Below are 13,145 nucleotides of genomic sequence, written 5' to 3' on the forward strand. Positions count from 1 at the left end.
CCTGCGGTCCGCACAATGTGGACCGCGGATGCGGCGCGCCCCTTGGCAACCGCCGTACCATCTCGGAATGTCGCGGGTTTTGCCGGGCACACCCTCGGGAATGTGGGGATTTCGTCGCGCCAGGGTACGCGCACTCTGCGCCGCCGGCAGGACATGCGCGTCGGGGCCTTCGGCGCGCGCGCTCGTGGATCCTGTTGGAATCGTGCCCCGCGCGCCGGAATTGTGCCTCTCAGTGGCAGCAGGTCTTGCTGTTCCAGGCCACGCTGCCGCCGGACCGATAGATCACGACGTTGCCGTCGTTTTGCACGGCGAGATTGGCATAACGGCTCGCGGTGCTGTTCGAGCCCGTGGCCCACACGGGCTCGCCCGTGGACTTGTAGATGACGAGGTTTCCGTCCTCCTGCATGATGACGCGGTCCCCGCCGTCGCCGTTCGTGCCCGAGGCCCAGAGCGCATTGCCGCCCATGTAGAGCACGAGGTTGCCGTCGCTCTGGAACTTGAGCTGGAAGCGGCCGTCGCACGACCAGACGGACTGCTCCGTCCCGAGCCCCTGGCCGGCATTCAGCCAGCCGCAGCCCGAGGGCGACGCATAGGAGGCGTAACGCGACCAGATGCCTGCGCGATCGTCGTCCGCGAGCGAGGTGTCGTTGCCGGTGTAATACGCGTACATGGTCGCGTTCGAGACGGTCGAATGGCCGAGGCCGAGGGCGTGCCCGACCTCGTGCAGGGCGACGGTCTCGAGGTACGCCGACGACCACGATTCGGCGTCGTCGAAGTGCACATCGCCTCCGAGGCCGCTGCCCGGCGAATAGGCGTGGGCGAGGACGCCGGACGAGCCGTCGAAGGCACTGCTGCACCCATGGCTACCGGTATAGAACCCGAACGAGATGTTCTCGCCCGAGCTCACCTCGGAGAAGCTGAAGGTCGAGGACGAGGTCCACGAGAAGAGCGCGCTCTCAATGGCGGATCGGACCGAGGCCTGGGCGAAGTCCGAGGTATAATTCGCGAATCGATAGGAGAGGGCCGTGGACGACCAGGTCCCCCCGAAGTGGGTGTAGGGGTTGTCGATGTCCAGGGTCGGCACGACGCTCGGCGGATCGTAATAATCGGGGTGGCTGCAGCGCGGCATCTGCATGATCCGGTGCGTCTCGGCGTCGACGACGCCGGTCACGGGCAGGCCCTGCTGGGCCTGGTAGAGCCGCACGCCCTCTTCGAGCGCCTCGTCGAAGAGCTCCGGATCGGCCGGCTCGCGCGAGACGGCGGGGGTCCAATCCGGGTAATGCTCGGCGAGCTCCTCGTTCTGGAAGTAACCATAACGGCGCAGATACTCGTACACCGCCCGCACGTCCTTGCCCTGCGCCCCGAGGCCGAGGCCCGCGGCGCCCTCGGCGGCCACGGCATTCTCGTCACCGAGCGTCGTGACGTCGTCGGCCGCGCATCCCACGAGGGCGAGCGAGGCGGAGGCGGCGAGGGGCGCGAGGAAGAGAGCAAGGCGAGAATCGAAGCGGTTCGTCGAGGCCATGGGATCCATTCTCCGTGTGCGAGGGATGTGGACCCCTATCGCAACGGGCATGCCAGGGCGGTTGGGGGCGACGACGTTGGGGCTATCCTGCGGGAAGGAAGGAGGTTTTCTGCTTCGGCGCGCGGCGGCGGAGGACGGGGCGCGTCGGGACCTGGCGGTGGCAGCCTCCAGGCATGGAGGTGGGAACCGCCAATGGGACCGTCGGCGTGACGAAGCAGGTGGGGGCGGGGCGTCACCCAGGTCCGCGCGCGTGGTGAAGCGGCCAGGTGAGCCCGGTTCGAGGCAGGGACGGGCGTGGCGGCGGTGGGGCGAGGCGTCACCTGGGCGAGGTCACGGCGTGCGCGGGGGTGGATCGGGAGGGAGGTGGTGGTTACCGGGCGTGATGGGCGGGAGGTGAGGGGGGATCTGGGCGGCGCGGGACGTGCGCGGGGGAAGGTGAGGGCGAACGTGGGGGATTTTCGGGTGGCGCGGGGGTGGGTGAGGGGTTGCTCAATCGATGGGGGTCAGGTGGCCGCCGTGGGCGCGGAGTTCCAGCAGGATGCGGGAGCGGCAAGCGGGAGCGGAGGCGGAAGCGGGAGCGGAGGCGGAAGCGGAGGCGGAAGCGGCAGCGGCAAGCGACGGTGAGGCATGACACGAAGAGCTTGCGGGCTTGCGTTCGCAAGTGGCTTGCGCGTGTCCTGGGAAAATCGGGCCTCGCGGGCAGGATCCAGCACGCGAGCGCTGGGTCATCGTGCTCGCTCGTCGTCGTAATCGTCGAGTTGTGCGTCGTGGCCGGGGTGCGTGCTCGTGTGGCGTCGCGAGTTGCGTGGTGGGTACGTGGACGCCTTCCGGCGTGCGTGGAGGCGGTCCCGTGAACGCGTTCGCGCTCCACCGGACGGGCTCGGATGCCGCTGCCAGGGGTTGCGCACATGGCGGCCTGAGAGCGCGAGGGCGAAGCCGAAGTCCCCACCTCGGAGCGGAGCTGCACAGGCCAGCAAGCGCCGCCCGCGGGTGAAAGGCCCCACCATTCGGTCAATGACGGGGGACCGCGGGGAGTTCTGCCGTGGCGGACGGTTGTGGATTCTGCTTGTCGTCGGGCGTAAGTTGTGAGATCTGTTGCCTTGTGAATTGTGGCGCTGTCGCGCGGCTCCGGTCAGCGAACATGCGTATCGGCATTTGCATCTCACGGTTCACAGGTAGCAGAACAACGACGCCCAAAGCGCCGCACTCGATGCTGGCAGCAACCGGCCGCTGCTGCCGAATTGCAGAACTCCGCGGGTTCGACGGCGGCTATATATAGCACGGAATTGTATGGTTAGGCCGCAGGTTATGCGGCGGCAGGCTCATTGCACAGTTGGAACGGCCGAACGAGGGTCGCCCGAGCGACGGCGAGTCAAGCAGATGACAAGGTCCGAGAACCCAGCCTCCACTGACCCTCAGCGAATGGCATCGACGTGCTGACCATCCATAAAGCGCAGATGCATGCGCTGCGTGCGGCGCTCCGCGACGCCTTTGTGGAGCAGATGATCGTTCACCTCGCACGCTTCTCACGCCCGTCCTTCGGGGCCCTGGAGGAGGATCAGAGGCGGAAGGTCGTTCATCTCGGCCTGGGCAGGGCGGATTCGTACGGTCTCACGTTCGAGGGGCCGGTCCGTCTCTACCTCGAGTTGATGACCCTCTTGGGGAGCGATTTCGACACGGATCCTCAATACCCTTGGGCCGGCGAGATCCTGAACGCCCGGGACTCGGGCCCCCAGATGCAACGCGCAACCCTGCTCTACCAGAAGACGTTGGAGTATCGAACCGCCGTGTTCGGCCCTGGGGATGTGCATACCCTGGACGCGTTCGGAGGAATCCAAGCCCTGGCGCGGCAAGCCTTCGCGCCGCTCGCGGGAGACCTGGAAACAACTCTGCCACCGTGGATCGCGTCGATCCATCCCCAGAAGGCCGCTTTTCTTGGGTCGGGCGCCCTCGCGGCGCTCGTCCGTGAGGGGCTCGACAAGGCACGCGTACTAGCATCCTCCACCGATCGCGAGGTCGCTTTCATCGTCGTGTTCATGCTGATGTTCGGCCACGGCTGCATCGACGATCCCCTCCATCCGTGGATCGGGCGAGCCTTGAGCAACGACGGAATCACCGAATCAATCGGTCGTGCAAAACGGTTGGAGCAGGGTCTGTCGGCGTGGCTCGATCAGGCACGCGTTCCGTTCGCCGAGACCAAACACACCTTCAGGTAGACACATGCCGCTAGGATCCGAACCCACGAACCCGGCGCAGGGCACCACTGCATCGAGCGAAGCTGCGGAAGCGGTGGCGGCATGCCCTCTCGATCGGCTCCAACCCGCCTTGGCGTGGAACGACCAGCTAGGGGGCCTGAACCTGACTTGGGAGGTGCTCGACTGTGCGCTGCAGAGCGACGTGACCATCGAGGTCTACTTCGCGAGCGGCCCTGCCTACGCGGACCGCCTCGAGACCGCGGTCTTCACGCATGTGGTCCCCGCCGGCACCGCGGTTGGTCAGGGCGGGCCAGTCCACGTCCCCGGAGGAGATCTCAGCAATGATCCCGCTGGCACGACGCACCTCATCGCCACGGGCAAGCCGACCACCTTGGTCGGCCCGATCGCAGACGTCCGCATCGTCTTCGGCGCAAACGCGGACGCGGGAGCGGTCTCCGCGGGCATGACGGATATTGTCAAGGACGGCCTCCGCGCCGCGGGCGCCGCGGTGGGCACAATCACCAGCACCGCGCGCACGCCCGCCGATCAGGCGCGAGCGATGTTCAACAACATCCAGAATACTGGCACGGCCGAGCAGCAACAGTTGTACGGCCCCGCCGGTGACGCGGTGATCCAGAGATACATCGACGCAACGCAGAACCTGACCCCGGCCCAGATCCAGGCACAGAGCACGCAGATCCAGCAGGCGATGACCGACGAGATCAATGCTCAGGGACCGGAGAACGTCTCCAGGCACTGCGGCGATCCGGCGGTCCGCAGCGTGGTCGACATTTCATACAACTCCTTCAACGCGACGAATCGTCCCCTCTTCCGCACTTCAGTCTCCGCCCGTGTGACGCGGCTCCTCGATGAGCCGAACAACAACTGCTTCCATCTCGAGCTGACCAACTGACGTGACCTTGCCCTACGCCTCGCTGACAACCCGCAGGAATTCACAAGGGTGCGGGCTCATCGCCGTGACTCCGGATCCCTGCGGATCGATTCTATGTTGGAGTTGTCGTACACGTCCCACATCGCGCTTCTCCTCGGTCGCATGGCACACCTTTGCGTTCAAGTGCAGAATCACCCGCTCGTCGACCGTAAGCTGAACGAGCGCGCGCAGGGCGATTGCTTTCGCAAAGCACTCTGGGTCGTCTTGCAATCGCAAGGCGATGCGGAGCTCTCAAGTGGGGCAACGGAAATGCGCAGTGACTCTCTTGGCTCGTTGCACGATACTCCATATCCGATCGCGTTGTCGGGGCATTGTGTGATTCATGTGGATCCGAACCGTGTCCAGATACGGCCCGGAGCGCATTCAAAGAATTGTTTGCTTCAAATGCTGCCAAAAGGGCTGCATTCCTTGCGGCGGTTGGGCGGGTAGACCGCGATCCCCCAAGCCCACTAATTCCAGGCGAGTGACAAACAATCAATCCCCCGGCAAAGCCGGGGGGTTCGATGCTGCGGCCCATGGTGGATGGCCCCGCCCAGGACATGGACGGACGTGACCCCCGACACATAACAGTCCTCCACCAAACGCCTGGCGGCCGGAGGTCCGTCACTTTTCGCGTTACCTTGCCGAAGCCGGCGCCCTCGTTCGATCACGCGGCTGCATCCGTGTCCGTGCCCGTCATAGCGCCGCCCACACCGAAAAAGCAGCGGCCCACGCTGCGGCGTCCCCTGGTCGACAGCGACAAACAAGGCATCCCCACGAGCGGTTTGTCCGCGGACCAGAAGGGTTCGTCCGCGGACTCTTCCTTCTAGGATCCGAGCCTCCGAGTGTGCTCAAGTTCGATCCTCATGCGCGTGATCGTGTGCTGTTCGATCTTGCTCCTCGCGTCGCCCGCGGCGCGGGCGCAGAGCCTCCCGAGCGCCACCGACGAGAGCCCCGAGGCGGACAGGGACCTGGAGTTCCGGGCGTTCGCGCAGCTCGGGGATCACGAGCGCGCCGCGGGGCGGCTGCGCGAAGCCGCCCGGGCCTACCGCCAGGCGCTCAACGTGCGGTCCGATCCGCTCATCGCGGGGCGTCTCGGGCTCGTGCTGGTCGAGGGCGGCAGGCCCGAGGATGCGACCGAGCTCCTGCTCTACGCGCTTCATCAGGCCCCCGCCAGGACGCCCGCGGAGCGAGCCGAGCGCAGGCGCTTTTTCGAGGCGCACGAGGTGGCGCGCGCGCATGGCTCGTGGGTCGAAGTGATCGTCTCTCACGCGGGCGCGCGTGTGATGGTGGACGGCATCGATCGGAACGCTCTTGGGCGTTCGGCCTTCTGGACGTTCGTGGCGGGGGGAGAGCACGAGATCCGCGCGACCCTCGACGGCTTCGAAGAGGCGGTCGTGACGTTCACGGCCGTGAAGGGGGAGGACATGAAGGTTCCCGTCCCCCTGACGGCGCGCACGGTGGAGCAGGAGCCGGCGGTCCATGTCCCCGAAAAGGCCCCGACCGTGACGTTGCCCGTGGTGGTTTCGGGGCCTGGATTCACGAAACAGGAAGACCCGTTCGCGGATACAGACAAGAAGGGAATGCGGGGTTATGTCGAAGCGGGGCCAGTGGTGGTGTTTGGCGTGGCGTCGTGGATGCCTGCCGTCGGGGCGACACTCGCCGGAGGGTTGCAGCCCAACGACTACGTTTCGATCGGCCTGGAGGCGCGCGCGGCTTGGCTGACGACGGGCGTCGCGGATCGGCCGATCAATGCGATGACGGCGGGCGGAATGGCGACTCTGTGCGGGCACTACAAGTGGTTCTATGGCTGCGCGCTTGGTCATTTGGGCGTAATTCGTGTCGAATCCACATCGCGTAGCTACAAGCCCGCGAGTTTCGCTGATGTCAAACCCGGAGCGGGTGGGCGCATCGGTGCCAGGGTTCGAGTCACACAGTCCTTAACGATCCACGGGGCAGTCGACGTCCTCGGACTGTCGAGCGGCGTTCAGGTGGTTGTTGGACCAACGGTCCTCTCCGATCAGCCGCCGGTCATGCTGGGCGTGCAGATTGGCGGAGGTTGGGAGTTTTAGGCTATGCGCACAGCGTTTGTATTGCTCATTTTTAGCGTGGGTCTGATCGTTGCCTCGTGCACAGCGGCGCCATCTTTCTACGACTTCGAGTGCGATCCAGATTCGTTTTTCCCAGCGCCCGAGTGCATCGACGGGGGCACGGACGCCGGCTCCGACGCTCCGGATGCCGATCCCCAAGCCGCCTGCACATCGAGGGGCGGGGAATGCGTCGAGATTCCCGACGATCCCGAGGCCGGCTTCTGGAGCCAGGTTCCGTGGGCCGTCTGATTCGGCCCGGCCGCGGACATACCGAAGGAGTGCCCCTTCGTCGGGGGCGAGCAGCTCAGGCTTTACGCCGGCCTTACCGCTCCCCCCGCGCAGTGCGACCCCTGCGAATGCCAGGAAGCCACGGGGCAATGCAGCGGCGTCCCGGGGAAAATCACGATCGGGGCTGGCATGTGCGGCGCAGGGGGGGCGCCGTCGCTCCCTTTTGACGGCCCGGGGGGGTGGGATGGGAGCTGCACGGACACGAACGCCGTACCCGCGGGGGCGCAGTGTCCCCCGGGGAGCGGCGTCCCGTGCGCGCAGTCGATCACGTTCTCGGCGCTTCCGCCTCCGGCCAACGAGAAGTGCGACGTCAAGCCGTCGCAGATCATCAAGGTGAGCGGGACGAAGATCACGGAGTGGGAGACGGGCGCGCTTGCATGTCGGTCGAGCCTCGATACGTCGCTTTGCGGCGCGGGGGATCAACGATGCGTGCCCAAGGTGCTTTATCCCCACCGTCAATGCGTGTGGCAGGAGGGGAAGCATACCAGGTGCCCACTCGTCAAACATGTACGAGGGTCGACAGCAGAACGTCACAGCGTTCTCCTCATCTTCGACCGCCTCACCGATAGGCTCCCCACCGCCCGCCTCGCACGTGCCCTTGACGTAGACGTGTTCCGTGACGGACTTCCCGCCGATGGCTCGGCCCGCGGGGAGGATGGGATCGCAGGGGCTGTTATCCGGCGATGACCGGCGGAGCGGTCGCGTTTGGCCTCTGGGCCATCGCGCGACATTGGCCAGCCTGGGCTGTCGGCGTTGTGGTCGTCGTGGTGGCCGCGGTGCTCGTCACCTTGCTCGAGTGGATCATCCCGTATTCGCGAGTTTGGGCGAAGCCGCACGGTGACCGGCTCACCGATTTCTGGCACCTCGTCTTCTCCAATCGCGCCTTCGACGTCGGCACGCTTGTCGCCATCGGCGTGTTTGCCCCGCTCGGAGAGGCGCTTTCATCTCGGCTCGGCACACGCCTCTGGCCGCACGGTTGGCCCCTCCCGCTGCAAGCGCTGCTCGCCGTGGTGGTGTTCGAGCTGCCCTGGTATTGGATCCACCGACTCGAGCATCTCTGGGCCCCCTTGTGGCGCGTGCACTCGGTGCACCACAGCTCGCGTCGGCTCTATTGGTGGAACTTCGCCCGCACCCACCCGCTCGACAACCTGATAAGCGCGGTCGCCGCCTTCACGCCGCTTTCGTTGCTCGGCGTCGGTGATGAGCCGCTCGCGCTGATGGCGGCCTTCTCCGGCGCGCACGGCATGCTGCAGCACTCGAACGTCGATCTTCGCACCGGCTTTCTCGATCTATTTTTCAGCACCGCGCGCGTTCATCGCTGGCACCATTCGCCCCGCCGTCACGAGGCCGATGCCAATTACAGTCCGAGGGTGATGCTCTGGGATCACGTCTTCGGGAGCTATCGCTTCCGCCCCGACGTCGCTCCACCCGAGGACGTGGGACTCGGCGAGGATGCGGCGGAATTTCCCGAGAGCTACGTCGGCCAGCTCCTCGTCCCGTTTCGCTCGGACCATTGGCGCAAGCGCGAGCAGGAGGCGGCCGCTTCACCTCGAGCGCGCCGCCCCCGTCCGCTTGCTACGGCTTCCTCGTCCCCTCGACGACCATCCCCCCCCGTCCACGGTCATCCCGGTCGCCTTGCCGCCTGCCTCGCGCTTGAACGTCACGCGCCAGCCGAGCGTTCCCATCACGAACTCGGTCTCCGACTGCGGGATGAGCTCCTCCTTGGGGAGCCTCGGCGCGAGCATCACGAGGCGCCCGCCCTCTTGCTTCACCTCCGCCGTGCCGCTCGGACCGTCCGAGTCGAACTGCAGCACGTAGCTGCCCACGACGCCGGCCGCCGACGCCGCGCTGAGCTCGATGGCCGTCACGCTCGCGCTGGCCGCGGAGTACGGCTGGCCGGATCAAGCATCTGCTCGGCCGTCGCCTGCGAGAGCAGCGCCTTGGACCGCCCGGCGCGCGCGTCGGCGATCGCGATCGCCCACCGGGCGAGGTCGCTCGCCGTCGTCCAGAGCCCGGCCGGGGCCATCTCCGGATACACGTGCCACCCGCCAGGGATCGTCTCGCCCTCGCGGAGGTGGGCGCGGGCCGCCTCGTCCGCGCGCGCGGCGGGCAGCGGCTGCTCGAAGGTGCTGTGGGTCATCCCGGCCGGCCCGAACACGAGCTCCTGCATGAGGGCAGGGAAAGGCTTGCCGGTGACGTCCGTCATGAGCAGCTGCATCACGAGCGTCCCGCCGCCGGAGTAGCGCGAGATCGAGCCCGGGACGGCTTCGACGCGCACCGGCTCGGTGTTCGCCGGAGCCGTCCCGTTCAGGATCTGCGCGAGCGTCGGGATCGGCTGGTTCCGCTCGTAGCCGGGGAAGCCGTAGTTGGTGAGCCCGGCGGTGTGGCTGGCGAGCCGGCGGAGGGTGACCTTCTCCTTCTCGGTGTGCTCGTTGTCGGGCACCTTCCACGTGGTGAGGTAGCGGTTGACGTCGGTGTCGAGCTCGAGCGTCCCGCGCTCGACGAGGCGGAGCATCGCCGTGGCGGTGACGGGCTTGCTGACGGACCCGGCCTGGAAGAGCGTGTCGGGCGTGACCGCGTCCTTCGGGTCGGCCGAGCCGGCCGTCTTCACGCCGGCGCCGCGGGCCCACGCGATGCGCCCGCCCTCGATGACGGCGATGCTGACGCCGGGCACGTGGTGGTGGGCCATGCGCTCTTCGAGCGTCCAGCGGACGGGCGGCCGGCCGGCGATCTCGACGAACGGGCGCAGGCCGCGGAGCACGTTGGCGACGTGCGGCTCCTGGGCAGCGCTCGTCGGGCCGGCGGCGGAGCTTGCGGTCGAGGTGGTTGCGGGTGGAGCGGTGTGCGTGACAACGGGCCGCACGCAGGCAGACAACGTGACCGCTGTGCAGCACAAAAGGGAGAGAGAACGCAGCAAGGGGCCCATCGTGCGGCGAACGAAACCGCGCACGGCGCGTCGGTTTCCCGCGCGGAGACCTTTTCCCGTGCAGCACGCCTTCGAAAGAGTTTCGGGGTCGTGGTGGTAGGTGCTCGTCGCGGGCGCGGTTCTTTTTCCACCCGGCGGCCCGCAAAGAGCTGCGAGATGCAATCCGCTTTTATGAGTCGCGAGCCGAAGGGTGCGCCGATGTCAGACCCGGCGTTTTCCTTATGGCATCCTTTCCCATGAAACCCGTGGTAGAATAGAAATCATCGCGGTCATGCACATGCGGCGTCATCCGGACCCGTGGAAGATCCGCTGAACAGCGTGACCCTTATGCGATAGGAGCGGAAGCGGGAGCGGGAGCGGCAAGCGAAATCTGTTTGTGTACCGTTCTTGGCATTGCACCGTGAAGGGTTGAGCCCCGCCGCCGGCTCGCGTTACCCTCGGGCGAGCCTGTCATGCCCTCTGCTCACATGCTCGTGCCCGCGGTCCTTGCAGTATCGCTCCTCACGTGCGCGGCGCCTGAGCCCGCGCCTGTGATCCCTGTTCTGCCCTCGGTTCCCTCGACACCAGGGGCCGTGCCGCCGCGTCCCAACGGCGCGTGCCCGCCTGATTCCCCCGACAAGTACGAGGAGCTCCTCGCCGCCATGCGCCGCGAGGAGGCCACGCATACGCACGTGGTCCCCGAGCACGACACGCGCTTCGGCGCCGTCGTCTGCAAGGCGAAACAGGGCGTATGGCGCGATCCCACCGGCCAGGTCCGCGCCTGCACGGTCGCGCGCCCCGTGACGGTGTCCGGCATCGACATCGGCGCCGATGCATACACCCTCTTTCACGCGAACGGCCACCCCTGGCAGACCCATGTCGCGCACCCGATCACGTGGAAGACCGCGGCCGGCGTCGTGGTGCCCTGCGCCGCCGATCTCGTGGTCTTCTCCAAAACGGGCGCGCTCGAGCACTGCAAGCTCCATCGCCCGATGGTGCTCGACGGCGTCGCCTGCCGCGCCGGCGAGAGCGTCGCCTTTCACCCGGGCGGCCGGCTCTGGGCCGCGACCATCGACGCGCCGGTCCTTGCGCTGGGCATCACGTTTCCGGAGGGGAAGAGGCTGAGCTGGCACGAGGACGGCTCCTTCGCGGGCGCCTACGTGACGGAACCATGGGAGATCCAAGGGTTCGTCGTCCGCTCCGACGTGAAGGTCCACCCGAACGGCAAGCTCGCCGAGATCGTGCTGGCGCAGCCACGCGACCTCGCGGGCCAGAGCTTTCCGGCAGGCGCCAAGCTCCGCTTCCGCGCGGACGGCACGCTCCAGCGCGCTGACTACGTCTCGAAGCGCGGATTCATGATCCACGGCGAGCCGTGGAGCGACACCGTGCACCTCACCTTCGACTGCCACGAGAAGGTCGTGGAATCGCACACGGAGCATTTCCAGGCGGATCACGCGCCTCACCCGCCGAAGCGGTGATCACGGCCGGTGCTTTGCGAGCAGCGGGGAGCAGAGGCGGAAGCGGCAAGCGGAATCGCCTTGTATACCGTTTTCGAGGGCCGTGTTGACTTGCTTCTGGGCGCAGCATAATCTCGCGCACGCATCATGGCGAACCGAGCCTATCTTCGGTGCCTTCAGGGACGCTCGGATCACGAGGTCACGGCGGCCTACAGCCTTCCGGACGCGTGGTGCGACCTTTTCGGGCCCTCGGACTTCCATAACGGCAACGACTGTCCGGTGCCGGACGCCTGCAAGCCCATCACGACGTCCTATCTCCTCGCGGAAGCACCCGCCGCGCTCGCGCGGTTCGCAGAGCGGATGAAGCGCGCGAAAATCAGGCTCGAAGGAGACGGCCTGACGGCCCGGGTCTACGCGTGGCTGACAACCCACTTCGCTGAGGGTTGGCTCTTCGCAGACACGACCGAGCTGGAATGGATGATGGACCACTTCGTCCCCTTCACCCGGAAACAACTCAAAAGCGCGGAGAAACGAGTGCGGCGCGAGGAACTGACCGCCACGACGCTGCTGGTCGACTTCGGCTGGGGCACCGGGCTCTCTGCAAAGGAAGTGGAAGAGGAGCTTCGAAGAGCCAGACGGAATCCCCACGACGTCGCGACGCTCGAAGGTCGTCCCTATCGGATCGAGGACACCTACACCGTGGGGGAAGTCGTCGCGCATCGCGTGTTCGGCTCGGGAACTGTGCGCACGGTCAAAGAGTCGACCGTCACCATTGCGTTCGCCATCGGCACGAAGACGCTCGCCCACCGCAAGGGCTGAGCGCCCGGAAGCGGGAGCGGAAGCGGCAAGCGGGAGCGGAGGCGGAAGCGGAAGCGGGAGCGGGAGCGGAAGCGGGAGCGGAAGCGGAAGATTGTGCCGATGGCAGCGCTTGGCTAGTCTCCGGCCATCATGGCAGACGCGATTCCGTCCCACGTCGTTCAAGCCCTGGCGCCGACCGGACGGCTCCGCGCGGCGATCAACTTCGGCAATACCGTCCTGGCGCAGAGAGACCCCATCACCGGCGAGCCGCGCGGGGTCTCCGGCGAGCTCGCGCGCGAATTCGCCAAACGACTCGGCATCCCGATCGAGTTCGTCACCTTCGACGCCGCTGGCAAGGTATTCGAGGCTTTGAAGCGCGGCGAATGGGACATCGCCTTCCTGGCGATCGATCCGGTGCGCGCGGCCGAGATCGACTTCACGGGGCCTTATGTGCTGATCGAGGGCGCCTACGTCGTGCCGAAGGACTCGCCCATCAAGACCACCGACGAGGTGGACCGCGACGACATCCGTGTCGCCGCCGCCAAGGGCAGCGCGTATGAACTTCATCTGACGCGGACACTCGAGCGCGCCAAAGTCGTCACACAGCCGACCGGCTCCGAGGCCTGCGAGATGTTCCTGCGCGACAAACTGGAGGTCGCCGCCGGCGTGAAGCAGCCGATGACCAAATTCGCCGAGGAGCATCCCGAGACGCGCCTGATCCCCGGCCGCTTCATGGCGATCGAGCAGGCGATGGGCATGCCGAAGGGCCGCGACGCAGGCGTGCGCGCGCTCCGCGCGTTCGTCGAGGAGATGAAGGCGTCCGGCTTCGTCGCGAGGGCACTCGAGCGCAGCGGCCAGAACGAGGCGGTCGTCGCGCCGCCGACGCCGATTTGATCCGCGCATTCACCGTCGCGGGGGTGGCCCGTCATGGCGGAGGGTGGCGGCTGCCAGGGATGAGC

9 protein-coding genes and 1 pseudogene are annotated in these 13,145 nt (G+C 66.8%); 7 read left to right on the forward strand and 3 right to left on the reverse strand.

Going from position 1 to position 13,145, the window contains the following annotated elements:
- Window positions 1-229 precede the first annotated feature (229 nt).
- Window positions 230-1,522: a matrixin family metalloprotease gene (locus POL67_RS08405; protein WP_271916585.1), complete on the reverse strand. Its 1,293-nt coding sequence runs from the start codon at window positions 1,520-1,522 to the stop codon at window positions 230-232.
- Between the two features lie 1,433 nt (window positions 1,523-2,955).
- Here POL67_RS08405 and POL67_RS08410 point away from each other — a divergent pair.
- The 4 genes and pseudogenes from POL67_RS08410 to POL67_RS54140 all read left to right on the forward strand — a co-directional run.
- The gene (locus POL67_RS08410; RefSeq protein WP_271916586.1) at window positions 2,956-3,738 is read left to right on the forward strand and encodes a hypothetical protein; all 783 of its coding nucleotides are present in this window, start codon (window positions 2,956-2,958) and stop codon (window positions 3,736-3,738) included.
- Between the two features lie 4 nt (window positions 3,739-3,742).
- Window positions 3,743-4,630: a hypothetical protein gene (locus tag POL67_RS08415; RefSeq protein WP_271916588.1), complete on the forward strand. Its 888-nt coding sequence runs from the start codon at window positions 3,743-3,745 to the stop codon at window positions 4,628-4,630.
- Window positions 4,631-5,514: 884 nt separating this feature from the next.
- Window positions 5,515-6,720: a tetratricopeptide repeat protein gene (locus tag POL67_RS08420; protein ID WP_271916589.1), complete on the forward strand. Its 1,206-nt coding sequence runs from the start codon at window positions 5,515-5,517 to the stop codon at window positions 6,718-6,720.
- Between the two features lie 989 nt (window positions 6,721-7,709).
- Window positions 7,710-8,414: pseudogene (locus POL67_RS54140) on the forward strand (sterol desaturase family protein); the annotation flags it as partial.
- A gap of 156 nt (window positions 8,415-8,570) precedes the next feature.
- Here POL67_RS54140 and POL67_RS08425 read toward each other — a convergent pair.
- Together POL67_RS08425 and POL67_RS08430 are read right to left on the reverse strand one after the other, a co-directional pair.
- Window positions 8,571-8,894 carry a hypothetical protein gene (locus POL67_RS08425; protein WP_271916590.1) on the reverse strand — a complete coding sequence of 108 codons (324 nt, stop codon included), beginning with the start codon at window positions 8,892-8,894 and terminating at the stop codon, window positions 8,571-8,573.
- Window positions 8,891-9,787, reverse strand: a complete 897-nt coding sequence (locus POL67_RS08430) for a serine hydrolase domain-containing protein (RefSeq protein ID WP_271916591.1) — start codon at window positions 9,785-9,787, stop codon at window positions 8,891-8,893. The genes POL67_RS08425 and POL67_RS08430 overlap by 4 nt, the downstream gene beginning before the upstream one ends.
- 617 nt (window positions 9,788-10,404) lie before the next feature.
- Between POL67_RS08430 and POL67_RS08435 the strand changes: the two genes are divergently transcribed.
- The 3 genes from POL67_RS08435 to POL67_RS08445 all read left to right on the forward strand — a co-directional run bounded on the left by POL67_RS08435 (window position 10,405) and on the right by POL67_RS08445 (window position 13,080).
- Window positions 10,405-11,409 (forward strand): hypothetical protein, encoded by a 1,005-nt coding sequence (locus POL67_RS08435; RefSeq protein ID WP_271916593.1) that lies wholly within the window; start codon window positions 10,405-10,407, stop codon window positions 11,407-11,409.
- Between the two features lie 126 nt (window positions 11,410-11,535).
- Window positions 11,536-12,207: a hypothetical protein gene (locus tag POL67_RS08440; RefSeq protein ID WP_271916594.1), complete on the forward strand. Its 672-nt coding sequence runs from the start codon at window positions 11,536-11,538 to the stop codon at window positions 12,205-12,207.
- 129 nt (window positions 12,208-12,336) lie between these two features.
- Window positions 12,337-13,080 carry an ABC transporter substrate-binding protein gene (locus POL67_RS08445; RefSeq protein ID WP_271916595.1) on the forward strand — a complete coding sequence of 248 codons (744 nt, stop codon included), beginning with the start codon at window positions 12,337-12,339 and terminating at the stop codon, window positions 13,078-13,080.
- Window positions 13,081-13,145 lie beyond the last annotated feature (65 nt).

The sequence above is a fragment of the Polyangium mundeleinium genome (assembly GCF_028369105.1).
GTDB lineage: Bacteria > Myxococcota_A > Polyangia > Polyangiales > Polyangiaceae > Polyangium > Polyangium mundeleinium.